The organism is Paraperlucidibaca wandonensis (assembly GCF_042677145.1).
Classification (GTDB): domain Bacteria; phylum Pseudomonadota; class Gammaproteobacteria; order Pseudomonadales; family Moraxellaceae; genus Perlucidibaca; species Perlucidibaca wandonensis.
Genome location: NZ_JBHTIT010000001.1, coordinates 241,676 through 266,817 on the forward strand (window position 1 = coordinate 241,676; position 25,142 = coordinate 266,817).

Sequence of the window (25,142 nt, forward strand, 5' to 3'; positions counted from 1 at the left end):
CAGCACTCTGAGCCTTCAAACCCCCATTCTGCGGCGTATAGCGCATATCGACATGGATGCTTTTTTTGCCTCCGTGACGTTGCTGCGCTATCCGCAGCTGAAGGGCTTACCTGTGGTTATTGGCGGCTCTAAGGCTAGTGTTTTTGGTAGCCAAGTTGACGCTGAAAGTATAAGTACCCATGCGCACTTAGCCGGCCCTGAGACCATCCCGCTCGACGCCTTTGCGCGCCTGCGTGACTATCGCGGTCGAGGTGTTATTACCACTGCCACCTATGAGGCTCGCCAGTTTGGTGTGGGCTCGGCCATGGGCCTGCAGCGCGCCGCTAGCCTATGCCCGCAGGCGATTTTATTGCCGGTCGATTTTGCCGTGGTGAAAGACTATTCCAACCGCTTTAAGGCCGCCGTTCGCGAATTGGCACCGATCATGGAGGATCGCGGCATTGATGAGGTCTTTGTCGATATCAGCGAGCAGGCATTGGTGGCCGGAGATGCGGGTGAGGCCATCGCCGCTGAGTTAAAACAGTCGATCTTTGACGCTACCGGTTTGACCTGCTCCATCGGTGTGGCGCCGAATAAGCTCATCGCTAAAATGGCCAGTGAGTTTAATAAGCCCAATGGCATTTGCCTGTTGAGAGCTGAAGAGGTAGCTGAGCGTATTGGGGCATTGCCCTGTAAGCGTATCAACGGCATTGGCCCAAAAATGGCTGCCAAGCTCGCCGCGATGGGCTATGAGCGAATTGAGCAATTACGGCAAGCGCCGGTGGAGACACTGCAGTTAGCCTTTGGTGAACGCAGTGGGCGATGGCTTTTTGACGTGGCGCAAGGTCATGACGAGCGGCCAGTACAAACGCGCAGTGAGCCGTTATCGATGAGCCGCGAAACCACATTCTCTCGTGACTTATCCGTGAGAGAAGATCGTGCGGAGTTAAGCCAAGCATTGGCAGAACTCTGCCAGCGTGTCGCCGCTGACTTGCAGCGCAAAGGCCGAGTCGGGCGCTGTATCAGTATCAAGATTCGTTATGCAGATTTTCGTTCAGTGACTCGAGATCAAACGATTACGGACAGCTGCGATGATGCAGAAACGATCAAGCATTGGGCACGGCAATGCTTAAAGCGCGTGGCTTTGGATCAGCGCATTCGCTTATTGGGCGTGAAGGTTGGGCAGTTATCGAAAGCCGACGATGTGGTTCGTGATGTTGCGCCCGCGCAGTTGAGCTTTTTAGATTTAATTGATGACTCTGCTTCTATAGGAAGTGGCTTAGCGCAAGTATTTGCCCCCGGCGCGATCTATTTGCCAAGAGCGGCGTTAGCAAATGCAGCTGAGCTTTGGCAGGAAACGCAGCGTCTATTAGCACTTACTCCAACGCGGCACTCAATGACAAAGCGTGGTTTTTATATGGCCTCAGCGCTAACTGCTATTGGTAGCTGGGGCTGGGTCAGTGACCACAAGGGATATCGCTACGAAGCCTTCAACCCTGAGACAGGCCTACCATGGCCAGCGATGCCAGAGCTATTTTTTCAGCTTGCACAGCGCTTTGCGGCAGAGGCGGGTTATTCGAATTTTCAGCCCGACTCCTGCGTGATTAATGATTACGTTGTTGGCGCCGGAATGGGTTTGCATCAAGATCGCGATGAGGCCGACTTCCAGGCACCCATAGTTTCGATATCGCTTGGCCTGCCAATAAGCTTCCAATTTGGTGGAAAGGCACGCCAAGATACACCTCATCGTTTACTGCTTTCTCACGGCGATGTAGTGGTTTGGGGTGGGGAATCACGCCTTAACTTTCATGGCGTATTGCCACTAAAGACTGGTTATCACCCATTGCTTGGTACTCGTCGGATTAACCTAACTTTTCGGATGGCCTATGCCCACATTAACGACAGCATGTAAGTTTTTGCGCGAAGTCGATAGCGATTGGCGCGACCTCGTCGATGATATGGGGCCGTGTCCGCTGTCAGCTAAGCCTGCAACAACTAAGGCTAGTGATGAGCGTGAGCCTTGGCAGGCGTTGGCGCGTGCCGTGGCGGGCCAGCAAGTGCATGGCAAAGCCGCGGAAGCTATTTTCGGGCGCTTTTTGCGGCTTTATGAAGACCAAGCCGACGGCCCAGCTTACCCATCACCCGAGCTAGTGCTGGCCACTGAGCCCGATGTACTAAGAGGTTGCGGGCTGTCGGCGGCGAAAACGAAAGCAATTATTGCTTTGGCATATGGGGCCGTAAGTGGCGAAGTGCCGACCTTAGCGCAGGCAAGAACGCTTAGTGATGAGGCGCTCACCGAATTACTTACGGCCTTGCCGGGTATCGGCCCATGGACAGTGCAAATGTTTTTGATGCACACACTACGCCGACCCGATGTGATGCCAGTGGCTGATTTTGGCGTGCGTGAGGGCTGGCGATTACTGAAAGGATTGGAACGCCAGCCGACACCGAAGGCGCTCTTACTGGAGGCTGAGGCTTGGCGGCCACATCGCAGTGCAGCGGCATGGTATTTGTGGCGAGCAGTCGATAGAGTGAAGAGTGCACGTTAATCTGGAGAGGCAGCATGAGCGATCAGCAGCAACCAACGCGAGTTAGCCCATTACAGGCTTTAGTCAGTGTGTTTCGCGCATGGTTTGGCGTGCAAACTGACGCCAATCGTCAGCGTGACTTCAATAGCAATAACGCCAGTAGCTTTATCATTGCTGGCGTTATCTTTGCGGTAGCGATGGTGTTGGCCGTGGTGATCGCAGTGAATATGGTGCTGCCTTAGGCCACCTGAGCTAGCACTTCATTAGCTTTTAATTGCCCAATACGCTGCTCAATCAAGTGACGATTATCGTGTTGCCATGGATGAAAGCTGGGTCGGTAAAAGTCTAAATACTCGGGAATAATGCGCGTTAGCATGCCCGGTTTAAACAGCATGAATTTGGCAAAACCTAAGGCACTACGCCAGTCGCTGAGTTTGCCGTCGTGCTTCAGTAAGCTGTGTTGCATGCGCAGTGTGACTAGCATGAAAAAGAACGTGGCTTGCGCCATGCCACGAATCCTCAGCCAATAGTCGCCATCAACCGCTTGGAGCACATCATAGGCCACCGACTTATGCTCGGTTTCCTCGACGGCATGCCACATAAACATATCGCCCACCATGCCATCGATATTCTCAATGACGTCGGCTTGCTCGAGCATGAGGTTGGCTAAGATAGCGGTGAAATGCTCAAAGCCCACTGTCATGGCGAGTCGCTCGCGATCGCTATAGCGCTTCTTGGCGAACTTCAGCGCGTTTTTCACAAACTCAATTTTCTTCGCTAATGGCAGTTGGTGCTGATCGATCAAGGCTTGATTAAAGGCCTCATGTTCTTTGCCATGATTTGCCTCTTGGCCAATAAAAGCGCGGATATCTTTTTGCAGTTGAGGGTCTTTAATCTGACCTTGGAAATTACGTACAGAGTCGATAAAAAAGCGCTCGCCATCGGGGAATGTAGTCGACAGCGCATTCATATAATGCGTGATCCACGGATTATTTCGGTACCAATAGCGCGGCATTTCCGGAATGGCGTAATCCATGCGGCGGACACGAATGGGAATCGGCGTTTTGCTAATCATGGCGGTATTCCTCGCAGCGTTAAAATTCAAAGGCCTGAAAGATGCCCGTTCAGCAACAATGCCTTGCTGCACTTTTAGGAAGAAGGGTAAGGTAAGCCTTTAATCGGTCATTTGAGGCCATTGATGACGATAGCGCGCCATACCGCAGAGGCCACGCTTTCTGGGCAATACCTGATGCAGCTGCTGGTGGCGTTGCAAGCCTTGGGCTTGTCTAGCGATGCTGTACTGGCGGGCACGCCGATTCAGTTAGAAAGTTTGAATGCCGATCAGCATCTGCCGTGGTCTCAGTGTTTGCAGCTTATGCGCAATGCTCAATCACTGGCGCCAAGCCCTATGCTGGCGATCGATCTGGGACGCTTACTGAATCTGCGCAACCATGGTTTTTTGGGCTATGCCGTGCTGTCGTCGCGCACCATTGGTGGCGCTATTGATTTATCGATACGCTATTTTCGAACGCGCACCAGCTTGTTTTCCCTGCGCTTATTTCGCGAGGGCGATGATGCCGTGGTGCAGCTCGACGAAGCTGTGCCTCTGGGCGAATTGCAGCCATTTTTCATCGAAGCCTTGATGACGTTAATGCTGGTGTGTGGTGAGCAAGTTACTGGCCGCACCTTTATGGGTGAGTTGAGGTTGAGTGTGTCAGCGGCTAAGCATCATTCACAGTGGCGCGAAGTGCAGGGCTCGCGCATCAGCTATGACAATGCCTTTAACCAAATTCGTTTTCCGCGCAAAGGCTTGCAGATGCCGCTAGCGCAGGCCGATCCGCAATTACTGGCCATGGCTACCGCGCAATGTGAGCAAGAGTTGCATCGCTTACGTGATCATGGCGGTTTGCTGCCGAGCGTGAAAATGTGGCTGCGTGAGCATTTGCCGAGCAATCCTAGCTTAGATCAAGCGGCGGCAGCGCAAGCGATGTCAGCGCGCACTTTGCGCCGGCGTTTGAGTGATCTTGGCACTAGCTATCAGCTGATGATGGAGCAAATGCGCCGTGGCCGTGCAGTGGAATTATTGCTGCATAGCGATAGCACGGTGGATGCGATTGCGCAGGCGCTAGGTTATGGTGATCCATCAAATTTTGGCCGTGCCTTTCGGCGTTGGACTGGGGTGTCGCCGCGTCTCTATCGAGAGCAATCACGAGAACAAACGCGAGAGCCGCGGTAAAAGCATTTAGTGGAGATTTCTTGATGAGTAGTGCAGGTACCGTCATATTTTTGCATGGTTTAGAGTCTGGCCCTGACGGCTTAAAAATCCAGAAAATGCGCGCCACGGCAGAGGCTATGGGCTGGCAAACGATGGCGCCAGATGGCCGCTTTAGCCGCGATCCAGTGCAGCGTGGCGAAGCGGTTTTGGCGCAATGGCCGTGGCAGGCCAATCGTGTATATTTGGTGGGCTCGAGCTTGGGTGGATATGTTGCGGCATGGGTCGCTGCACGCTTGGCTAAAGAAATTTACACTAAGCCTACGAATCAAGCTCAGTCTGTGAGCCAAAAGCCCGCTAGTGTGAATGGCATGCTATTGCTCTGCCCAGCATTTGATTTGCCTGGTTATCCCTTGGATAGACCCGAGCAAGCATTGCCCGGCGAGCTGATTCAACTTATTCATGGCCGCGCCGATACGGTAGTGCCACTGAGTCATTCGCAGCGTGCGGCTCAAGCATGGGGCGCTGACTTGGCAGAAGTAGAAGATGATCATAGTTTGCACAATAGCATCGCATTTATTTGCGAAGTCTTGGCGCAACGTTTAGCGTGTGCAGCTAGCATCGTATAAGCACCGTTTAGTGCGCTTTTTAAGGCGTGATGAGGAGAATAAAATGAAAGCAGTACTTTTCGCTCTGGCCCTGTCGGCGTTTGCCGCTCCCGCTTTGGCCGCACAATACGTAGCCTCTGGTGATTGGGCGCCAACCCGCAAAGCAGCTTGTGATCAGGCCACTGCGTTAGCGTCTGCTCGCGCCGATGCGCCAGTGACAAATAGCAGCTGCCTTTGCGACAAAGGCGATAAGCAATTTAGCTGCTTGGCAACTGTCGATGTCGACGCGCCAGCAACCATGATTGCTCAAGAGGGTGGTGCCACCTTAGTTAAACCGGCGTCAATTTCTAGCGCAAAATAGTTCTGCTTGAAGCTGCCTTATAGCAGCCGCTCGTCACATAGGAAGTGATCCATGAGTTCAGCTATCGCGCCCGGTTTTATGGTGCTGCACAGTCATCGCCTCGAAAACCTGCGCGATGTCGTGTTGGCTTGGGTTCGTGCCTATCCTATTGGCCCGATGGCGCAAGAGCGCGTGCTGGTGCAAAGCAATGGCATGGCGCAATGGCTGAAGGCGGCGATGGCCGCCGAGCCCGATGCTGATGTGCCAGGCCTAGGTATTTGTGCTGGTGTGCAAGCCGACTTTGCCGCGCGATTTTTCTGGCAAATGTATCGTGTGGTGCTAGGTGCTGATGCTGTGCCCAAACATTCGCCATTCGATAAATCATCGCTGCGTTGGCGGCTGTTGCGCCTGCTGCCTGAGCTCGTTGAGCGCGAATATTTCGAGCCGCTAAAACGCTATTTGCACGATGATAGTGATGGCCAAAAGCGCTGGCAGCTCGCCTGCCAATTGGCCGATTTATACGATCAGTATCAAGTCTATCGCGGCGACTGGCTGATGGATTGGCGTGCTGGCCACGATCAACTTCGTCTACGCGCCGAGTCGCCACACGATGCCCGTGAACTCGCCGAGCATCAGCGCTGGCAAGCCGAACTCTGGCGCTTACTCAATGATGAAATGAGCTTGGCTGATGATGGCCATCGCGCCGCCGTGCATGAGCGATTTATTCAGGCGCTCGCCGGCGATGCGCGCCCAGTCGGTCTGCCCGAGCGCATTATTGTGTGGGGTTTCTCAACGCTGCCAACGCACTACTTGGATGCCCTCGCGGCTTTAGCGCGGCATTGCCAAGTGGTGCTCACCGTGCTCAATCCTTGCCAGTATTATTGGGCCGACTTGCTTAAACCGTCGACACGCGGGCGTCATGCGCGCAAAGCCAGCTTGCCGCTTGAGCTAGCAACGCATGAAGTCGCGCAGCACGCCAACCCCTTGCTACTGGCGTGGGGGCAACAGGGCCGCGACTATGTTGGCCTGCTTGAGCAGTTTGATCAGCCCGAAAACTACCGACCTCTAGTGGCAGCGATTGGCCAGCGCATCGATATTTTTGATGAGACGCCGGCGGACACGTTGCTCACGCAAATTCAACAGCAGGTGTTGAATTTAACACCGCTGCCTGAGGCACCGGAGCAGCGCTTAGCATTAGTGCCGAATGACGCATCACTGTGCTTTCAAACTGCGCATAGCCGCCTGCGCGAAGTCGAGGCGTTGAAAGACTACTTGTTAGATTTGCTCGACACGCATCGCCATGACCCTGTGCCATTACGGCCACAAGACATTGCCGTGATGGTGCCCGATATTCGCGATTATGCGGCGCTGATTGAGGCCACGTTTAGCACGTCGGCGAGCTCAACTACTGCACCGTCATCTGAGCGGCAATCGCCAAACTTGCCTTACGCCTTGCTCGATCGCCCAAGCAGTAGTACCGAACCCATGCTCACCGCTTTAGCGTGGTTGATGCGCTTGCCGGAATCGCGTTGCACGGCGACTGAAATTTGGGACTTGCTCGATGTGCCTGCGGTGCGTCGCCGCTTTGCTTTAAAGGCCAATGACATTGCTGAATTGCGTGATGATTTTGATCGCGCTGGCGCTCGTTGGGGCCTCGATAGCCGTCATCGCGAAACCTGGGGCGTACCGGCAAACTTAGCGCAAAATACGTGGCAGTTTGCCCTCGATCGCTTGCTCCTAGGCTTTGCCAGTGGCGAGCAGACCGGTCAGCCACAAGCCTTCGATTCACTCATGCCTAGTGGCCGTCGTGGTGCCACTGAAGCTCAGCGTTTAGGCCCGATGGCGCGATTGCTCACCCAGCTCAGCTCATGGTCTGAAGCGCTCTTGGTAGCACGTCACGGCAGCAACTGGGTCGTACTTTGCCAGCAGTTATTGGCCGATTTTTTTGACTGCCAAGACGATGGTGAAAAGCTGCTGATGCAACGTGTGCAAAATGCGCTAGAGGCATGGCAGCAGGAGATGCAAATCAGCTCGGTCGATGGCTTTGAGCTGCCTTTGGCGCTACCGCTAGCCGTCGTGCGCGAAGCTTGGTTGGCTCGCCTCGATGAGGCCAGCATGAGCCAACGCTTCCTCACCGGCAATGTCCATGTCGCCACCTTGATGCCGATGCGCGCGATCCCATTTCGCGTGGTCTGTTTACTTGGCTTAAATGACAATGAGTTTCCACGCCGCCATGCGCCGAATGATTTCGATTTACTGCATGCGCCGAAGCTGTCACGGCCTGGCGATCGCTCCCGCAGTGCCGATGATCGCTATCTATTTCTCGAGGCCATATTGTCGGCACGCAGCCATGTTTTGATTAGCTGGGTCGGTCGTAATGCACGCTCAAATGCCGATAAACCCTCATCACTTTTAGTCGCGCAACTGCGTGATTACCTCTATCGTGGCTGGCAATTTAGCGATGCATCGCTGTCGGCTATTACCACCGAGCATGCTTTGCAGCCATTTAGCCCGCGCTACTTTCAAGGTCAGCAGGCAGCGAGCTTTGCCGCGATGTGGCGTGCCGCCAACGACTATTTAGCGCCTAGCGAACAGCAGCCCATTGCCATCGCTGCCGATGAGCTTGGCGCGCGTTTGCCATTGAGCGAGTTGATGTATTTTTACCGCTCACCGGCGCGCTATTTTTACCGCCAACGCTTAGGCGTGGTGTTTGCCGAAGATGACGTCATCAGTCCCGACCATGAGCCTTTTGAGGTCGATCATTTAGTGCGGCATCAATCGGTCGAAGCTTTGTTGCGATCGGTGCAGCAGGATCAGCCTGAGCAGGCCTTGGCGACTGCCGTTGCCGAGCGGGTCGGGCGTGGCGAATGGCCATTGGCAGGTTTTTCTGAGCCGGCGCAAGCGCAGTTAAATGCGACGGCAGAAGATATTGAACTGCTAAGTGGGGACTGGCTAAGCCAGCGCGCGTTGGCACCGATAGCGGCGGCTTATACGCAGCACTTAGCTGATGGCAGTGAATTTGAGATCTATGCCGATATGCATGGCGTACGCGAAAATAGTGCTGGCCAACAGATATTGTGGGTGCCTTCGGCAAGCAAATTATTGAATGACAGCGGTGGCGTAAAGCGCTGGGAAAAGCTCTGGCCAATATGGCTGCAGCAACTATTGCTCACGCTATCTGGGCATCCGGTTGCGGTATCAGTGCTATGCCCATTGGGTGTGATTCATTGGGCGCCGGTGGAGCTGGCCGACGCGCAGATTTATTGGCGCGAAATCGTGCAGGCATGGCGTGATGGTCAGGATCATGCGCTGGCATTTGATGTTGGCGTGGCGACGGCGTATCTGACAAAGCCAACAGCGAGAAATAAAGATAAAGACCAAACGCTGGCGTGTGAACTGGCCGCGCGCGAGGCTTATCAAGGCAGCGAGTTTGGCGACAGTAATTTTGCGCCAATCACCAAGCCGCCCATGGCCATGTTGTGGCCAGATTACGCCGCGCTATCGGCATCCAATGAGCTTGCGCTTTATCGCGACAGCCTGGTGTCAGCGATGATCTATCACATCGAGCCTGAGCGCCGCGAATGGGTGGAGTCATCACTATGAGCACATCAAACTCACCGGTGGCGGCGCAATACCAAACGCTAGATTCTTTAGCACTGCCATTACGCGGCATGCAGCTGATTGAAGCTAGCGCCGGCACTGGCAAAACTTTCACCATCGCCATGCTGTATTTGCGCTTGGTATTGGGCCATGACCCGAGTAAAGGCGATCGCCGTGGCCGCAGTTATAGCCCCGCTGAACTGTTGGTTTTAACGTTTACCGATGCCGCCGCTGGCGAGTTGCGCGATCGTATTCGTGCGCGTTTAAGCGAGGCGGCATTGGCGTTTAGTCTGGGTCATAGCCATGATCCGGCGCTGCAAAATCTCATCGCCGACTATGATGATTGCGACCACGCCATTGTCGCACAGCGCTTGCGAGATGCCGAACAAACGCTGGATGAGGCCGAGATTGGCACCATCCACGCCTGGTGTTTGCGCGTTTTACAGCAGCACGCTTTCGATAGCGGCAGTCTGTTTCAGCAGCGCCTGCGCACCGACATGGATAGCTTGCGCGTGCAGGTTGTGCGCGATGTGTGGCGGCAGTGGTTTTATGGTCAGCCGCCGCTATTGCTGGCTTGTATCAGCCGCTCGTGGTCGACGCCTGATGCGCTTGATCAGCAGCTCAGAAGCTTGCTTGAAACTCCACAAGCGCAGCTACGTTTTGGCAGCGTGATGGCTAGTGGCGAGTCGTGGCAGCAGCTGCGTGATCGCTATTTGCCGATGCTTGAGCAGCGCGCTCAGGCGGCACAAGCACTGTGGCAGGCATGGCAGGCTGATGGCGCTAATGTGATTGCATTGCTGCAGGATGCTTGGGCGAACAAAGACATTAGCGGCGGTACGTTTAAGGAGAAGTCCATTGCGAAGCTTGCTGATGAGATGCGCAATTGGCGAGGGCAGGGCGAGCTTGATCGAAAAGCTAAGGCCTGTGACTACTTCATCCCGGTGGCGGATTGTGATGGTCGTAACAAGCTAGAAGAAAAAACTGCTAAAGGAAAAGTCACGCCAACACACCCGCTAATTGATCAGCTCAAGGCTTTTTTAAGCGATCAGGCAGCGCATGAAAAAATCCACGATTCGTTAAAAATAAATTTACTCGCGGCCATGCGCGATGAGGTCAGCCAGCAGCTCGACCAGCGCATGCGCCAGCAAGCCGAACTCAGCTTTAACGACGTACTCACGCGCCTGCATGATGCGCTTGCGCTACCGCATGGCGCGGCTTTAGTGGCGACATTGCGCCAGCGTTTTCCCGTGGCATTGATCGATGAGTTTCAAGATACCGACCCTGTGCAATTTGGTATTTTTCAGCGCATTTATGGCGATGCTTTTAAGGCTGCACAGGCTGCACAGGCTGCACAGGCTGCACAGGCTGCACAGGCTGCAGCTGCGGAAGCAGAACCAAGCACCTCATCAGAAGAGCTTGCACTCATTCTAATCGGCGATCCCAAACAAGCCATTTACAGTTTCCGTGGCGCCGATCTGCCCACCTATTTCGATGCACGTGCGCAAGCCAGCTTGCCCATCCACACACTCACCACCAACTACCGCACCGATGCCAATGTCATTGCTGGCGTAAACACGCTGTATGCGCTGGCCTCGGCTCGCGAGGGCGGGGCATTCGCGCAAAGCGGTAGCAGTGAGCTTGCATATATAGAGGCCATTGCCCATCAGCAACAGGCGCGCTTAAAGGTGCGGGCGAGTACGTCAGATGCTTGGCAAGATATCGATGGTGTGCAGCTCGATTACCTTACGCCAGAGAAGGAAGCTTATAGCTCAGGCGAAGCGCGCGAGGTCTTGGCAAAGGCGGCGGCAGAGCGTATCGCGCAATGGTTGAGCGCCAGTGATGCTGGGCTGATGGCCATTGTCACCAACGCTGGCGAGCGTGCGCTAAGCCCAGGCGATATTGCCGTGTTGGTGCGCAAAGGCATGGAAGCCAAAGCCATGCGCCAAGCTTTAGCAGCAGTTGGCGTGCCATGCGTTTATGGCTCTGATCGCGATAGTGTTTTTGATAGCGATGAGGCCGGTGTCGTGCAGAACTGGCTTGAGGCGTTGGCGAACCCTAGCGATGAGCGCCGTCTGCGTTTGGCATTGGCTACTGCTCCGCTGGGCCTGAGTTGGGCTGAGCTATTGGCGCGCCGCAACGACGAAGCCTTGTGGGAGCAGGATATCGATCGTGTGCATCGCATTGCGGCCTTATGGCGCAGTCATGGCGTGTTGGCGGCGCTGCGGCATTGGCTATTTGAATATCAGGTGCCGGCGCGATTACTGCATCCAGACTGCGTTAATGGTGAGCGCGCGCTAACCAATATTTTGCATCTCACCGAGCTCTTGCAGCAGGCCGCCGATGCCTTGCACGGCGAGCAGGCGGTGATCCGCTATTTGGCTGAGCATCGCAGTGCACAAGGTGGTTCCGCTGGCGACGAAGCCTTGGTGCGACTGGAGAGCGATGAGCGTCGCGTGCGCATTAGCACGGTGCATCAATCGAAAGGCTTGGAATATCCGCTGGTGTGCTTGCCGTTCACGGCGATGCCGAGCTTTCCGCCGAAAGCTGCTGCTACGCGTTACCACAGCGGTCGTGAGCTTATCTTTGATTTCGCGCCTAATGACGCCAGCCAAGAGATGGCCGCGCATGAGCAGCTCGAAGAGGAGTTGCGTTTATTTTATGTCGCGGTGACACGGCCTAAGCACTTGCTCTGGATGGCGTTGGCGCCAATCAAACATGGTCATGCCAATGGCGTTGCCAACAACACGGCATGGCAGTGGTTGTTCGCAGGCAATGAAGCCTTAGCGCCCGATGTCTTGGCGCAAGGTATTTGCGATTTAGCAGCGCTCGATGGTATTAGCCTGAGCGGCGAGGGTGCCACAGAGTCTATTTGGCAGCCGCCGAAAGAATCGATCAGCTTATTGCCGGCGCGCGATTTTGCCGCTCTGCGCCAACCATTTTGGCAAATTTCGAGCTATAGCCGTCTGCGTTTTCAAGAGGCCGCGCAGACCCCGGCAGAAGCGAATTACTTAGACTCGCCGCCGCAAGAAGAGAGTCAAACAGGTGAGCATTCACAAAAGAGCGATCAAAATAATGAGCAGCCACTCGCTGAGTTGTCGCCTGTTGATACAGCAGTGTCCGGCGAAAATATAGCCGCTAAAATTGCTCCTAATACAGACACGCCACCTAAAACTGACAAGATGCCGCGCGGCCCCGACGTCGGCACCTTCTGGCACAGTCTGCTAGAGCTAGCCGCAGAGCAGCACTTTGCCAGCACAGAGACCAACCTCCTCGAACTCGATGGCTTTTTGCAGCGGCAATGCCAGGCGCATGGCTGGCAACACGCCGAAGTGCATTGGCAGCAAGAATTGCGGCGTTGGCTACAAGTGCCCATGCGCACATCGCTTGCCGTGCTCGATGCACGCTCGCAAGCCGCCGCGGCGCCATTAGTAAATATCGGCCTAGCGCAGCTCGAAGCGTTTGTCGTGGAGATGGAGTTTTGGTTCACCAGCCACAACGTTTCTACCGATCGTCTAGATGCGCTCGTGTGTGCCCACACCTTGTCGGCACGGCCGCGCCCACGCGCCGAAAGCAATCAGATTCATGGCTTGTTCAAAGGCTTTATCGACTTGGTTTTTGTTCATGAGGGCCGCTATTTTGTCGCCGACTATAAGTCGAACTATCTTGGCGATGAGCCCGATAGTTACCTGCCCGAGCGTATTGCCGCCGATATCGCCAAGCATCGCTACGACATGCAATACAGCTTGTATTTGCTGGCGCTGCATCGGCATTTACGTGCGCGCTTAGCCAACTACGATCCTGAGCAACATTTGGGCGGCGCAGTGTATTTGTATTTGCGAGGATGGGATGGCGAAGGTCGCGGCGTGCATATTGAGCGTCCAGATTTTGCGCTAATTGAGGCTTTAGATAGGCTTTTTGCCGGCACTGGAACAGCTGCCGACCACGCTACGCAGGCCGCCGCAAAACCAAAAACGGCCGCGCAGCAGGCACAAGGAACAGCGCCATGACTCAGCAGACTTTAGACTTCAGCGCTGCAAGCTCAGAGCCCCCAGAAATTGAGAGCGAGCCAAACTCATCTCAAGCAGAAAACCCAAACGCCATCACCTCCGAGCAATGGCAGGCTTGTGTCGACGAACATTGGCTCAGCGAGCTCGATGTCGCCATGGCGCAATGGCTAGTCCGCCACACATCCAATGCTCCTGAAGTCTTGGTTTGGCTCACCGCCTTGTTAACGCGGCAAAGTGGCCAAGGCCATGTCCGCCTTGAATTAGCCGATTTGCAAAATAATCCAGCACGCTACGGCCTTGATGCGCCTGTCGCCGCGCAAGCGAAGCATTGCCTGTCTGCCTATTCGAGCGATGCCCTACAACGGCTATTAAGCCTGTCCAACGCCGTGGCACGGGCTGTCAAAAGCCCTCAACCGCTAGTGCTCGATGCTGGCGCGCTGTATTGGCAGCGTGCGTGGCGCGAAGAATGCGATGTCGCTGCACGGCTCAATGAGCGCCTCGCCACACAAATATCGACCGACCAAGTGGCGCTTGAGCAACTCATCGATAGCCTGTTTACCGCCGATGCCAGTAGCCAAGATCAACGCGCTGCCTGCCGCCTAGCCGCACAGCGTGCACTAAGCGTGATTACTGGCGGCCCGGGCACCGGCAAAACCACGACGGTGGTGCGCGTGTTGGCTATTTTGCAGAGCCTTGCTGAGCGAGCTAGCGAGCCGCCGCTGCGCATTGCGTTGGCCGCGCCCACTGGCAAGGCAGCGGCGCGCTTGAGCGAATCCATTGCCAGTCAAGTTGCGCAGTTGCCGCTTAGCGAATCGGTCATCAAGCACATTCCCACCGAGGTCAGCACCTTGCATAGGCTGCTCGGCGTCATGTCGCAAGACAATGGCCAGCGCTATCGCCATCACGCCACTAACCCGCTCGCGCTAGATGTCTTAGTGGTCGACGAAGCCTCGATGCTAGACCTGAGCTTAATGGCGGCGCTGATGGAGGCCCTGCCAGCGCAGGCGCGCATCATCCTGCTCGGCGATAAAGATCAGCTGGCTTCCGTTGAAGCAGGCGCTGTATTGGCCGACCTATGCTGCGCTGCTGATCATGCCAATGTCTGCGATGTCACAGCTACAAACAGCACGACCGCAGAACCATCTCCAGCGCATGTCGCGCAGCTCAAGCAAAGCTTTCGATTCGATGCCCAGCGCGGCATTGGCAAGCTAGCTCACGCCGTACGTACTGGCGCTGCAACCATTGCACCAAATAACGATGACTACGCGCCAGAGGTTCGTCGCATCGATACGCTCAACACCTTATTCGCCGGCTACGACGATTATTGGTCCAGCGTGCAGACCGGTGAGTCGGCTGAGATTATCCTGAAAAAGTTCGATAGCTTTCGCCTACTGTGCGCGCTCAGAGAAGGCAGCCATGGCGTAATCGCGGTCAATCAAGCCTGTGAGCGCTATCTGCGCAAAGCTGAAAAAATTACGCCGTTCGACAAGCCCAGCCCATGGTATGTCGGTCGCCCCGTGATGATTACGCGTAATGACTACGGCCTACGCCTGATGAACGGCGATATCGGAATTTGCCTACAGTCGCCTGAAACCGGCGAATTACGCGTGGCCTTTTGGGATGGCAGTGAGCAAAAAATACGCTGGTTGCTGCCGTCGCGCTTGCCTAGCTCAGAGACCGTTTTTGCCATGACAGTGCACAAGTCACAGGGCTCTGAATTTACTAAAGTCGCCGTGGTGCTGCCCACAACATTTAGTCCAGTGCTGAGTCGCGAACTTATTTATACCGCGTTAACGCGTGCACGTAATGCAGTGGAGTTATGTATCCCTAATGCGCAGGTTTGGCGTTTGGCGGTAGCAGCGAAAGCGCAGCGCTTCTCTGGGCTGCAGCAGCGCTTACTGCTGAATTTGTAAATTACACAGAGGTAACAATAAGTATTGGAAACGCTACAGTTTTAACAAGTAGTCGACTGTCTAGTTAGTTATCGCAGCCTACAGTGTTATCACTGATTAAGGTGCGAGCCAGACTATGAATAAGTCAAATAAAGGTATGTTTACTGTCCTAGCGTTATCTGCTGCATTAGCTGCTTGCGGTGGCGGTGGCGGTGGCGGTGGCGGTGGCGGTGCGAGCACAACTACCTCTGACTCGAGTCCAACAACGCCTGTTGTCGTTGCACCCACAAGTTCCGGTCAGCGCCAAGTGTCGGCCGACTGCAGTTTCACGCAAAAAATTGGTGCCGCACGTAACGATAATCTTCGGATCAGCAGAGTCAGTTGGTTGCAGTCAGTTCAGCAAGATAGCAGTGATGTTGAGAGCCGTTTAGCGGGCGCTAAAGCGGTAAAAATGCGCATTGATGTGCTAGCCAACAACTCGCCATTGGCACCAGTGATACGTAGTGTGAAAGTTTATAACGCAGCCACATCAGGCTGTGTATCGATACCAGTGAACGCGCCAAGTCGAGTGCCCAGTAGTGTTAATGAGCATAGTCTAACAACGGCTTTTACGGCCGACATTCCCGCAGAGTTAGTACAGCCAGGCATGAGCGTGTCGCTTTGGCTTGATGACAATGTTGGGCGTAGCGAAAGTGAGGCAGACGCAACGTATCGTGTTTTGCAGCCCCGAGTTGCCCCTGCTATTACGGAGACCATCCGCATCATCCCTATACGACTGTCCGGAATAACCGGTGGAGTTAGTAGTGCGGAAGATATCGCCAGTTTAATTGAGCGTATGTATCCAGTAAGCCAAGTCAATGTTGTGTATGCGCCTGTCTTAGATGTAGGTGGCTTGCTGTCAAGCGTCCTCAATCTCGTTGGTAGCTTGCTGTATGGCACTATTGGTCAAATGCAAAACTTACTCGACACGCTTGATGATCGTTGTGCGGAGTTAAATGGCAGTCAATGGAGTGCGCGGACAGCGCCAAAATGCATTGGTGTACTTCCTAGTAATTTGATTTTTTCTGCTGACAGCGGTGCTGGCCAAGTGGTTGGCCTTGCCTATGTTGGTGGTACGACAATGTTGGCTAGATCTGTCACGGCAGTAGACAATTTCTCAGTGAGCAGTCCTTATCAGTCTAGTCATTGGATCAATTTTAATGCCATGACATTGGCACATGAATTTGGCCATGTAATGGATCTTGATCATGCCGCATGTGGCGGAGCAACAGGCTTAGATCCACGTCTATATGATGATGGCGGCTTAGCGGGCGGCGCCGGTTATGACGCTGTTCGTGGCTCATATTTTTCCAGTATCGGCACGACTGAGTTCGCTGATGTAATGTCATATTGCGGTAAGGAGTGGATGTCGGATCGTGGCTATTTGGCGGCCATGGCTTATCGTGCGGGCAGTGCAAATATTGCCGCTCGTAGCATCAATGAACCCAGCCAATGGTTAAAAATCTCCTTAGGGGCATCGGGTTGGAAAGTGCGTCGTAGCAGCTTTGCTCCTAACACCTTAGTGCCTAGCACGCTGACCTTGCGTGTCAGTAGTGAAAAAGGTCAGGAGGCGTTGGCACTAAGCTCAGCAGTAGTCTCTGAGCATCATGAAACTGGAAACTATGGCCCATTCTTCATCAACTTAGGCGATCGAGATGTGTCGGCATTGAGCCTAGAGTCTAGCAATGTGCAGTTAGCGAGCTGGTCAGCAGACGTGTTGTGAGCAATAGTTAAACGATAAATTAGCTTATGAGGTATCCTGTTTGAAGAATAATAATTCAAGCGAGATACCTCATGCGCAGCCATCAACTCAGCCTAATTTGCCTTTGCCTCCTATCGTTAGCAGCATGCGGCGGTGGTGGCAGTAGCGATAGAGTAGCTGATACCGAGTTAATATCGTCCTCTCCCGGCAACCCCTCATCTACGAATCAATCCCCGTCAAATCCAACGCAAATTCGTTCAGGTGAGTGTCGAGTTAGTCAAACTATTGCTGAGGCGCGCAATGATAATTTGCGCATCGACTCCGTGCGCTATTTGCAGGTAGTTGAGCAAGATGCAACGAACAGCAATGCATTATTGGTTAGTAATAAACCGCTGAGACTACGAGTCGATATATTAGCCAATGCGGGCACGCTGGCGCCAACTAGCCGCACTGCTCACGTATATAGCCCTAGCACTCGTACCTGCCAAACTTTCCTGCTTAACGGCCCTAACGAGCTGCCAAGTCAAGTCGATAACACGCGCTTAGATAAAGCCTTTATCGTAGATTTACCGGCATCGCTCGTGCAGTCCGGCCTGACAATCACTGTTGCTGTAGATGACAACCAAGGCCGAAGTAGCGCTGAGGCTGCTCGAACCATTCGCGTGATGAGGCCAGATGTAGCTATTGGTGTAGATGAAACAATTCGCATCATCCCGCTGAGATATAAAGAACAAGTGGGTTATGCCACGCCGAGTGCGATTAAATCGATTATCGAGCGTACGGCGGGCATTTCTTCCGTGCGAGTGATTACGGAAAATGAGATCTCGCCAGAGGCATTCACAGACAATAATGGCTTTTTAATCTTTTCAGGCACGCCAGGTGAATTTAACTCCACGCAGTTAGGTCGTGCACTTGATGAGGTTGATGCCGAATGTGATCGGCTGAATGGTCCTCAAACCAGCGCTCGTTCATCGCCAAAATGTCTGGGCGTATTTCCTGACAATGTAAGATTTTCCAGTAGCAGCTTAGGTGGCTCCGGTGAAATTGTCGGTGTTGCCTATGTGGGTGGCAAAAGTATGATGGCGCAGTCGGTTAGTGCCAGCGATGATCCAAGCATTAGCTCTCCTTATGCAGCATTACATTGGCTGAACTTTAGAGCCGTTACTGTCGCGCATGAATATGGCCATTTACTAAACCTTAATCACGCCGCCTGCGGTACTAGTGGCAGCAGGGATGGCAAAAGTTATGGTGATGGCCGTATTGGCAGCAATGGTGCTGGCTACGATAGTGCCCGTGACTTCTACTTTAGCGCTAGCCAGCGTAACTCTGCAGGAGCACTTCAGTTTGGCGATTTAATGTCGTACTGCCAAAAAGAGTGGCCGTCTGACTTGGGCTATCGCGCTGGTGCAGTTTATCGTTCGGCTGGCGCATCAAGTCGCCAAGTGGGTGCACGCGAAACCGCTAGCAAGCGTTGGCTAAAAATAACCGGTTTCGATGGGCAGTGGGCAGTGCGAGCTGTATACACCGCGCCTTCTAGCATGGAGGCAACAGCTATGCAGCTGCGTATGAGCGCTGCCGATGGCCAGCATGAGCTTGCTCTGCAGCGACCACTCATAGCTGATATGCCACTAGTCAGCGCCAACGGTCCGTATTATGTTGAGTTGCCGGCCAGCGCGATTGGAGTCTTACCTGCTATTTCATGGCAGCTCTTAGGTAGCGCGGGCCAGCTCATTACTTCCGGCCTAGGTGAATTACTTAATTAGTTTTAATTTTTTGATGGATGGCGCACATGAAAGCTTTATCACCAGCAGATCAGTTATTTTTGTGGATGGAAAAACGCCAGCAACCTATGCATGTTGCTGGATTGCAACTGTTTGATTTTCCAGAAGATGCTGGTCCGCGCTACATTCGGGACTTAGTCGAGCATTTGCGCAGCTTTACCGAGCCAGCATCGCCGTTTAATAAGCGCTTAGTGACGCGATTTGGTCAGTACTTCTGGGAAACCGATAAACAGTTCGACCTAGAACATCATTTTCGTCATCGCGCGCTACCCAAACCTGGGCGCATTCGTGAACTGTTGTCATATGTGTCAGCTGCACATAGCAACTTGATGGACCGTGAGCGGCCACTTTGGGAAGTGCACTTAATTGAGGGCGTCCAAGGTCGACGTTTCGCACTTTACACCAAGGTGCATCACTCTTTATTCGACGGCATCGCCGCCATGCGTATGGGCTCACGAGCCTTAAGCGAAGATTGCGATATGCGTGATTTGCCACCTATTTGGGCCATGGAACCACGCAAAAAAGCGCCTGGTTTATTACGCAACCCAGTGGAAATGGCCACAGGTATGGCACGCTTTACAGCGACCATGAGCAAGCAGCTAGCCACAATGCCGGCAGTATTAGGTGAAATAGCGAAAGTCTCACGCAAGTCCACGCGCGATCCCAATTTCGTGTCATTTTTCCAAGCACCACCGAGCATCATCAATAGCAAAATTACTGGCAGCCGTCGTTTCGCCGCACAAAGTTGGCCTATGGCACGCTTCAAGGCCGTGGCCAGCACTTTTGGTTGCACGCTCAATGATGTGGTGTTGGCGGTCTGCGGCAGTGCGCTGCGCAATTATTTGATCAGCCAGCAAGCCTTACCCAATAAGCCTTTGGTTGCTATGGTGCCGGTGTCTTTGCGTCGTGATGATAGTACTGAGGGTAACCAAATCGCGATGATTCTAGCGAATTTAGGTACAGAAGTTGCCGATCCGACGCTGCGTTTAGAGCGCGTGATGGCATCAGTGAAAGAGTCGAAGAATCGTTATAAACAGATGAGTCCAGCAGAGATTCTGAACTATACCGCGCTGATGATGGCGCCGGCGGGCATCAATTTAGCCACCGGGCTGGCCTCTGGCCTGCGCGCGTTTAACGTGATTATTTCCAATGTGCCGGGGCCGAAACAGCCACTGTATTGGAATGGTGCGCGCCTGACCGGCCAGTATCCAGTATCTATACCGGTCGATCAGGTGGCACTAAACATCACTCTAACGAGCTATGTAGACTCGTTAGAGTTCGGTCTTACTGCTTGTCGTCGAACCCTGCCGTCGATGCAGCGCCTACTCGACTATCTCGAGAACGGATTACACGAACTTGAGGTTGCGGGCGGCTTGCGTTAGCGCCATCGGCTGGGCTGTCGTTGTAGCTGCGGCGTGGTGCATCTGAGGCCGAGCGGGCGCGGAAATCACCACCGGCTGGACGACGCTCACCACCGCGGCTGAATGCCGGACGGTCAGTACGCAGTGCTTTGCGATCAAATGCTGAGCGTTCGTGCGTGGCTACACCGGCGCGGTTGCCGATTGACTCGGCATCACCACCTTCGCGGCGCGGAGCGCCACCTGCTGGAGCAGCAGCACGGTCGCGGTAACCACCACGGTCAGTGCGCGGACGATCATTGCTATAGGCTGGACGGTCAGCACGTGGCGCAAAACCTTCGCCGCTGCGAGCTGGACGATCGTTGCTGTAAGCAGGACGGTCATTGTTGTAGGCCGGACGATCGCCACGTGGACGGTCGTTAGCGCGAGGCGCAAAACCTTCACCGCTACGAGCAGGACGGTCATTGCTATAAGCAGGACGGCCTTGGCCATAGGCTGGGCGATCATTGCTGAAGCTAGGACGGTCATTGCTACGAGCAGGACGGTCGTTGCTATAGGCCGGACGATCGCCACGTGGACGGTCGTTAGAGCGAGGCGCGAAACCTTCACCGCTGCGAGCTGGACGATCGTTGCTATAAGCAGGACGGTCATTGCTAGAGCCACGATTAAAATCACGACCGCCACCGCCGCCATCACGACGAGGTGCGCCGCGACCGGCTGGACGACCAGCGCCACTGCCACCGTTGTCACGATATTTCGGAGCTGGACGTGGTTCCATGCCAGGAATAGTCATTTCAGGAATGGCGTTGCCTGTGTAGGCGGCCAAACGCTGAAGCTTGCCGCGGTCACGACGGTTAACCAAGCTAATGGCTGTACCTGAGCGACCGGCGCGGCCAGTACGGCCGATACGGTGCACATAATCTTCTAAGACCATGGGTAGGTCAAAGTTGAACACGTGGGTGATGCCAACAACGTCGATACCGCGAGCGGCGACATCGGTGGCGACCAAGCAGCGTACGCCGCCATCTTTAAGCGCGCGCAGCGTGCGGTTACGTGCAGGCTGTTTCATGTCGCCATGCAGAGCAGCAGACTGAATGCCAAAGTTGGCGAGTTCAATCGAAAGCTCTTCCGCATCGCGACGAGTCGCCGTAAACACGACTGATTGGTTTACGGATGGGTCGGCTAGCAGCTTCAACAGAATGGCTTTTTTGTGCGCCATGTCATCGCAGAAATACAGCGATTGCTCGATGTTTTCGTGCTTAGCAGTTTGCGAGCTGATTTGTAGACGTTCTGGGTCGCGCATAACGCGAGCGGCTAGCGTGGCAATGCGATTTTCCAGTGTTGCGGAAAACAGCAAGGTTTGACGTTCAGCTGGCGCTTGTTCAGCGATCAGTTCGACATCATCGATAAAGCCTAAGTCGAGCATGCGATCGGCTTCGTCTAACACTAAGACTTCAACGCGATCAAGCGTGATGGTGCCGCGATTCATCAGATCAAGTAGGCGACCTGGTGTAGCAACCATGACATCAACAGGGCGCTGTAATTGGCGCGCTTGTTGTTGGTAGTTCATGCCGCCCAAGATGCTGGCAGTACGAATACGCAGACGAGCACCGTATACACGGGCAGCGCTTTCGACTTGGCGAGCCAATTCACGTGTTGGTGTTAACACCAAAATACGTGGGCCTTTACCTGGGCCGCCTGGAGTTTTAGTGATGCGATGCAGAGCGGGCAGAATAAATGCCGCAGTCTTGCCTGTGCCGGTTTGGGCAGAGGCCATCAGATCTTTGCCTTCTAGGGCGATGGGAATAGCCTGTGCTTGCACAGGAGTGGGTTCGGTATAACCGGCTTCATTCAGCGCGGCCAATAGCGCATCATGCAGCTTTAAAGCAGCAAAAGTTAGGGACACTTCAATTTATCCTCGCGGGTAGCCCGCGGTATTATGTGGACGGCAGCGGTCCGGCGAGAATCGGCGGAGGCTGGCTATATGTCGTTACCAACCAGACCGGGACGGCTGCGAGCCAGGGAAGTGACCCCGAAACAGCACGAAAAGAGGCAGGTACGAGCAACCGCTACTGCGGCGGCGCAAATGATACGCAGCTTTATGCATTAAAGCCAGTGTTGTTTTGAATTTCTTCGGCGTGAACGAGGCTTCGTCAAGATAAATGGGCGTCAGAGGCTCTAAAAACCCGATAAGCGGTAATCATGGCGCGTGATTTTATAGGTACAATTGTACCAGTTGCGTAGTGCTGATGCGTTTAGTCGCTATTCTCGTTGCTTTAGCGGTTAGTCGTCATGAGTGAAACAAAACTAAGGTAACTTCAAGGTATTGCGTTATATCCATTCAGGGAGAGTGAAAATGGCAACAGCATTAATTACCGGCGCGTCCAATGGCATCGGCTTAGAACTAGCGCGTCGTTTGGCAGCTGATGGCACAGATTTAATTTTGGTTGCTCGTAGCGTCGATAAACTGCAGGCCATTGCTACCGAACTGAGTGATCGCCATGGCATCAAAGCCGGCGTGATTGGCCAAGATCTTGGCTATGAAGGTGCAGCAGATGAGCTGATGCAAAAGCTCGGTGATCAGCGTGTCGACATGCTGATTAACAACGCCGGTTTTGGTGAGTTTGGCACTTTTATTGATGCTGATATAAAGCGCATAAACCAAATGGTGCAGCTCAATGTCGCGGCATTGACCTCCTTGGCACACGCCATGGGGCGTCGCATGGTGGCGCAGGGCGGCGGCCAAATTCTTAACGTCGCTTCTGTTGCTGGCTTTATGCCTGGCCCTGGCGCTGCCGTGTACTACGCTTCAAAGGCTTATGTTTTAAGTTTTTCAGATGCGCTTAATTATGAGCTGAAAGGTCATAATGTGCAGGTGACTACGCTCTGCCCAGGCCCAACCGATACTGGTTTTGCTACCGCAGCCAATGCAGTTGGTTCGGCCGCCTTTCGTTGGCCTATGCTGTCGTCGCTTGAGAGCTTGGCAGATTATGCCTATGCCTCCTTGAAAGCTAAGCGTGGTGTCTCAGTACATCGACTATTAACCAAAATTCTCGCGTTCTCTGTGCGTTTGGCGCCGCGATTTTTAGTTAATATCATCTCCGCGCACAGTATTGGCTTTAAGCGCTAGACTTAGCGCCTGCGTCACATTTGGAGTTAGCTATGTTTTCGTGGTCACACACTATCGCCGATCGTGTAGCGTACTTAACTGAAAAGCCCATGTTCAATAGCGTTTTAGCTGTTATGGCTAGAGCGCTAATGGCCTTTATTTTCATTAGTGCTGGCTATAGCAAGATTGAAGGATTTTCTGGCACTGAAGCATATATGGCAGCTATGGGTGTTAATCCGAGCTTTTTGCCAGCGGTTATTGCCTTAGAGCTGGGTGGTGGTTTAGCACTGCTATTTGGCTGGCAAACACGACTGACCGCTGCCGGTTTGGCAGGATTTTGTGTCATTTCAGGCCTGCTTTTTCACGGCAATGGTGAGCAGGCGAATCAAATTTTGTTGATGAAAAACTTGGCCATGGCCGGCGGTTTGTTAGCATTTGTACGTACCGGCGCTGGTGCTCCTGCGCTAGACCGTCACTGATTTTTGCTGGAGAAAAGCATGGAAGTTAGCGCCCTGCGGCACCGTCGACCTGCGCAGTTGCGCACGCAAGAGCGCGTGGCAAGAGCCATTGCTGCTGCAGAAGTACTGCTGATAGAGCGTGGACCGGAAGAGGTCTCTATTCCCGATGTTGCAGAGGCTTCTGGTGTTCCTCGCGCGAGCCTGTATCAGTTTTTTGCCAATAAATATCAGCTTTTCAATGCTATCGCTGAGCAGCATTTATGCCAAGTTTTGGAGCTTGTGCAGAGTGCAGCACCTAGTTTTGCTGGTATGCACTGGCGAGAAGCGGCGCCTATTTTAATTCGTGCAACATCCGTGTATTACAATCAAAACCCAGTGGCAGGCATTTTAATTTTAGGCGGCCCAACGAGCCGCGAATCGTATCTTGCGCAAGAGGTGACTATTGAAAGTATTGGCTCGGAAATGCGAGCAATTTTCAAAACACTAGAGCCTGCGATCAATATTCCCGAAGAGCCCGATAGCGCCACCATGTTGGTCGAAATTGCCTTTGCAATCATGAAGTTTGGCTATTATCGAGACGGTGAAATCAGCGAAGCAATCATGGAGCAGGCTATCCATGCATGTGTGGGTTATTTGCTTCAGACTCTGCCTGATGAGTTGGCGGCCAGCTAAGCGCTAAAGCACGCTTAGCCTCAGGCGTGAGCTGCTTAATCTGATATTCCAACTTCAACGCATCACTACGTGAGGCACATTCAAGCTCGCCTAATATGGCTATAGGTGGGTACGCTTGCGTAAACTTCGCGCCAGACTTTTGCATATGCTGTTTAAATCTTCTCACCACATCGGTGCTAATGCCGGTGTACAAGCGATCGCCCGCACACTGCAAAACATAGACTGACCACGTCATTTACTGCGCCGGCTTTTGCATCTGCGCAGTTAGCGTATCAATGCGCCCATGGGTGATGGAGATATAGGTTTCGCTGGCGTTGTAGCTGGCTAATGAGCCTTCGCCATTGGTTAAGCGCGCGGTCGCGGTGCGTTCTGTGCGCAGTTGTAGCCACGCTTGCTGCTCTTGCAGCGCCTGTTGGCCAAGTGATGGGTCAAGGCTGGCCAAGTAGTCGATAAATACTAGATATAGCTTGGTGTCATACAATGCAGCCAAGTTTGCCATGCTGTAATTCAGCTCTTGCTGAGGATGCTCTTCACTCAGCCAAGTCTCGAGCTGATCTATCGCCTGATCAACATCGGGACGCCAATCGCTGATTAAACCTTTGGCTGGCGGCGTTGCAGGTTTAGCTGCTTTTGTTGGTTTTTGGACAATGATCTCAGGCGCTGCATCTGCAGTAGCAGTTACTTCTTTCGCTGGATGAGGTGTTTGCGCGGCCATAAAAAATGCCGTTACAGCGGCAAGTGCTAGCGGTGGAGCAAATAGTTTAGTCAACCAACTCATAGCGATTCCTGCGGGCATGGCGCGCGCTTCCCAGTTGTGCGTAAGATAGCCCAAACCTAAAACCCATGCGAGGTGTGCA

The 25,142-nt window shown here is 53.7% G+C and carries 18 protein-coding genes and 2 pseudogenes; 16 read left to right on the forward strand and 4 right to left on the reverse strand.

The window, feature by feature from the left end; genetic code table 11:
- Window positions 1-28: 28 nt before the first annotated feature.
- The 4 genes and pseudogenes from dinB to ACFQ0F_RS01115 all read left to right on the forward strand — a co-directional run.
- Window positions 29-1,171: pseudogene (gene dinB, locus ACFQ0F_RS11710) on the forward strand (DNA polymerase IV); the annotation flags it as partial.
- Between the two features lie 102 nt (window positions 1,172-1,273).
- Window positions 1,274-1,891 (forward strand): annotated as a pseudogene (gene alkB, locus ACFQ0F_RS11715) (DNA oxidative demethylase AlkB); the annotation flags it as partial.
- Window positions 1,866-2,528, forward strand: a complete 663-nt coding sequence (locus ACFQ0F_RS01110) for a DNA-3-methyladenine glycosylase family protein (protein ID WP_379068134.1) — start codon at window positions 1,866-1,868, stop codon at window positions 2,526-2,528. The pseudogene alkB and the gene ACFQ0F_RS01110, both read left to right, overlap by 26 nt.
- A gap of 14 nt (window positions 2,529-2,542) precedes the next feature.
- Complete coding sequence (locus ACFQ0F_RS01115) at window positions 2,543-2,749, forward strand: DUF2970 domain-containing protein (RefSeq protein ID WP_340676268.1); 207 nt, start codon at window positions 2,543-2,545, stop codon at window positions 2,747-2,749.
- Here ACFQ0F_RS01115 and ACFQ0F_RS01120 read toward each other — a convergent pair.
- Window positions 2,746-3,582, reverse strand: coding sequence for a metal-dependent hydrolase (locus ACFQ0F_RS01120; protein WP_379068137.1), 837 nt, complete (start codon window positions 3,580-3,582; stop codon window positions 2,746-2,748). The two genes, ACFQ0F_RS01115 and ACFQ0F_RS01120, sit on opposite strands and share 4 nt — an antisense overlap.
- 123 nt (window positions 3,583-3,705) lie before the next feature.
- Between ACFQ0F_RS01120 and ACFQ0F_RS01125 the strand changes: the two genes are divergently transcribed.
- The 9 genes from ACFQ0F_RS01125 to ACFQ0F_RS01165 all read left to right on the forward strand — a co-directional run bounded on the left by ACFQ0F_RS01125 (window position 3,706) and on the right by ACFQ0F_RS01165 (window position 20,070).
- Window positions 3,706-4,743, forward strand: coding sequence for an AraC family transcriptional regulator (locus ACFQ0F_RS01125; protein ID WP_340676270.1), 1,038 nt, complete (start codon window positions 3,706-3,708; stop codon window positions 4,741-4,743).
- A gap of 23 nt (window positions 4,744-4,766) precedes the next feature.
- Window positions 4,767-5,348: an alpha/beta hydrolase gene (locus tag ACFQ0F_RS01130; RefSeq protein WP_379068141.1), complete on the forward strand. Its 582-nt coding sequence runs from the start codon at window positions 4,767-4,769 to the stop codon at window positions 5,346-5,348.
- Window positions 5,349-5,391: 43 nt separating this feature from the next.
- A complete protein-coding gene (locus ACFQ0F_RS01135; RefSeq protein ID WP_340676272.1) occupies window positions 5,392-5,688 on the forward strand; it encodes a hypothetical protein in 297 nt (98 codons plus the stop codon).
- Between the two features lie 51 nt (window positions 5,689-5,739).
- Window positions 5,740-9,270: an exodeoxyribonuclease V subunit gamma gene (gene recC, locus ACFQ0F_RS01140; protein ID WP_379068145.1), complete on the forward strand. Its 3,531-nt coding sequence runs from the start codon at window positions 5,740-5,742 to the stop codon at window positions 9,268-9,270.
- Window positions 9,267-13,274 carry an exodeoxyribonuclease V subunit beta gene (recB, locus tag ACFQ0F_RS01145; RefSeq protein WP_379068148.1) on the forward strand — a complete coding sequence of 1,336 codons (4,008 nt, stop codon included), beginning with the start codon at window positions 9,267-9,269 and terminating at the stop codon, window positions 13,272-13,274. The genes recC and recB overlap by 4 nt, the downstream gene beginning before the upstream one ends.
- The gene (gene recD / locus ACFQ0F_RS01150; protein ID WP_379068151.1) at window positions 13,271-15,187 is read left to right on the forward strand and encodes an exodeoxyribonuclease V subunit alpha; all 1,917 of its coding nucleotides are present in this window, start codon (window positions 13,271-13,273) and stop codon (window positions 15,185-15,187) included. Before recB ends, recD begins: the two co-directional genes overlap by 4 nt.
- Window positions 15,188-15,302: 115 nt before the next feature.
- Window positions 15,303-16,928 (forward strand): hypothetical protein, encoded by a 1,626-nt coding sequence (locus ACFQ0F_RS01155; RefSeq protein ID WP_379068154.1) that lies wholly within the window; start codon window positions 15,303-15,305, stop codon window positions 16,926-16,928.
- A gap of 71 nt (window positions 16,929-16,999) precedes the next feature.
- Window positions 17,000-18,670 carry a hypothetical protein gene (locus ACFQ0F_RS01160; protein WP_379068157.1) on the forward strand — a complete coding sequence of 557 codons (1,671 nt, stop codon included), beginning with the start codon at window positions 17,000-17,002 and terminating at the stop codon, window positions 18,668-18,670.
- 26 nt (window positions 18,671-18,696) lie between these two features.
- Complete coding sequence (locus ACFQ0F_RS01165) at window positions 18,697-20,070, forward strand: WS/DGAT/MGAT family O-acyltransferase (protein WP_340676278.1); 1,374 nt, start codon at window positions 18,697-18,699, stop codon at window positions 20,068-20,070.
- Here the strand turns inward: ACFQ0F_RS01165 and ACFQ0F_RS01170 are convergent.
- The gene (locus tag ACFQ0F_RS01170; RefSeq protein ID WP_379068161.1) at window positions 19,973-21,952 is read right to left on the reverse strand and encodes a DEAD/DEAH box helicase; all 1,980 of its coding nucleotides are present in this window, start codon (window positions 21,950-21,952) and stop codon (window positions 19,973-19,975) included. The genes ACFQ0F_RS01165 and ACFQ0F_RS01170 overlap by 98 nt on opposite strands.
- 450 nt (window positions 21,953-22,402) lie before the next feature.
- Here ACFQ0F_RS01170 and ACFQ0F_RS01175 point away from each other — a divergent pair, with 450 nt between their 5' ends.
- The 3 genes from ACFQ0F_RS01175 (at window position 22,403) to ACFQ0F_RS01185 (ending at window position 24,285) form a co-directional block, all read left to right on the forward strand.
- Window positions 22,403-23,176 carry an SDR family NAD(P)-dependent oxidoreductase gene (locus tag ACFQ0F_RS01175; protein ID WP_340676280.1) on the forward strand — a complete coding sequence of 258 codons (774 nt, stop codon included), beginning with the start codon at window positions 22,403-22,405 and terminating at the stop codon, window positions 23,174-23,176.
- Between the two features lie 89 nt (window positions 23,177-23,265).
- A complete protein-coding gene (locus ACFQ0F_RS01180) occupies window positions 23,266-23,634 on the forward strand; it encodes a DoxX family protein (protein ID WP_379072058.1) in 369 nt (122 codons plus the stop codon).
- Window positions 23,635-23,652: 18 nt separating this feature from the next.
- Complete coding sequence (locus ACFQ0F_RS01185; RefSeq protein ID WP_340676282.1) at window positions 23,653-24,285, forward strand: TetR/AcrR family transcriptional regulator; 633 nt, start codon at window positions 23,653-23,655, stop codon at window positions 24,283-24,285.
- Here ACFQ0F_RS01185 and ACFQ0F_RS01190 read toward each other — a convergent pair.
- Together ACFQ0F_RS01190 and ACFQ0F_RS01195 are read right to left on the reverse strand one after the other, a co-directional pair.
- Complete coding sequence (locus tag ACFQ0F_RS01190) at window positions 24,224-24,520, reverse strand: GIY-YIG nuclease family protein (protein ID WP_379068166.1); 297 nt, start codon at window positions 24,518-24,520, stop codon at window positions 24,224-24,226. The two genes, ACFQ0F_RS01185 and ACFQ0F_RS01190, sit on opposite strands and share 62 nt — an antisense overlap.
- Window positions 24,521-25,063, reverse strand: a complete 543-nt coding sequence (locus tag ACFQ0F_RS01195; protein WP_340676283.1) for a lysozyme inhibitor LprI family protein — start codon at window positions 25,061-25,063, stop codon at window positions 24,521-24,523.
- Between the last annotated feature and the right edge of the window lie 79 nt (window positions 25,064-25,142).

Coding starts and splice junctions, on each gene's coding strand:
- ACFQ0F_RS01110 (WP_379068134.1), top strand. CDS start 1,866: ATGCCCACATTAACGACAGCATGTAAGTTTTTGCGCGAAGTCGATAGC.
- ACFQ0F_RS01115 (WP_340676268.1), top strand. CDS start 2,543: ATGAGCGATCAGCAGCAACCAACGCGAGTTAGCCCATTACAGGCTTTA.
- ACFQ0F_RS01120 (WP_379068137.1), bottom strand. CDS start 3,582: ATGATTAGCAAAACGCCGATTCCCATTCGTGTCCGCCGCATGGATTAC.
- ACFQ0F_RS01125 (WP_340676270.1), top strand. CDS start 3,706: ATGACGATAGCGCGCCATACCGCAGAGGCCACGCTTTCTGGGCAATAC.
- ACFQ0F_RS01130 (WP_379068141.1), top strand. CDS start 4,767: ATGAGTAGTGCAGGTACCGTCATATTTTTGCATGGTTTAGAGTCTGGC.
- ACFQ0F_RS01135 (WP_340676272.1), top strand. CDS start 5,392: ATGAAAGCAGTACTTTTCGCTCTGGCCCTGTCGGCGTTTGCCGCTCCC.
- recC (WP_379068145.1), top strand. CDS start 5,740: ATGAGTTCAGCTATCGCGCCCGGTTTTATGGTGCTGCACAGTCATCGC.
- recB (WP_379068148.1), top strand. CDS start 9,267: ATGAGCACATCAAACTCACCGGTGGCGGCGCAATACCAAACGCTAGAT.
- recD (WP_379068151.1), top strand. CDS start 13,271: ATGACTCAGCAGACTTTAGACTTCAGCGCTGCAAGCTCAGAGCCCCCA.
- ACFQ0F_RS01155 (WP_379068154.1), top strand. CDS start 15,303: ATGAATAAGTCAAATAAAGGTATGTTTACTGTCCTAGCGTTATCTGCT.
- ACFQ0F_RS01160 (WP_379068157.1), top strand. CDS start 17,000: ATGCGCAGCCATCAACTCAGCCTAATTTGCCTTTGCCTCCTATCGTTA.
- ACFQ0F_RS01165 (WP_340676278.1), top strand. CDS start 18,697: ATGAAAGCTTTATCACCAGCAGATCAGTTATTTTTGTGGATGGAAAAA.
- ACFQ0F_RS01175 (WP_340676280.1), top strand. CDS start 22,403: ATGGCAACAGCATTAATTACCGGCGCGTCCAATGGCATCGGCTTAGAA.
- ACFQ0F_RS01180 (WP_379072058.1), top strand. CDS start 23,266: ATGTTCAATAGCGTTTTAGCTGTTATGGCTAGAGCGCTAATGGCCTTT.
- ACFQ0F_RS01185 (WP_340676282.1), top strand. CDS start 23,653: ATGGAAGTTAGCGCCCTGCGGCACCGTCGACCTGCGCAGTTGCGCACG.
- ACFQ0F_RS01190 (WP_379068166.1), bottom strand. CDS start 24,520: ATGACGTGGTCAGTCTATGTTTTGCAGTGTGCGGGCGATCGCTTGTAC.
- ACFQ0F_RS01195 (WP_340676283.1), bottom strand. CDS start 25,063: ATGAGTTGGTTGACTAAACTATTTGCTCCACCGCTAGCACTTGCCGCT.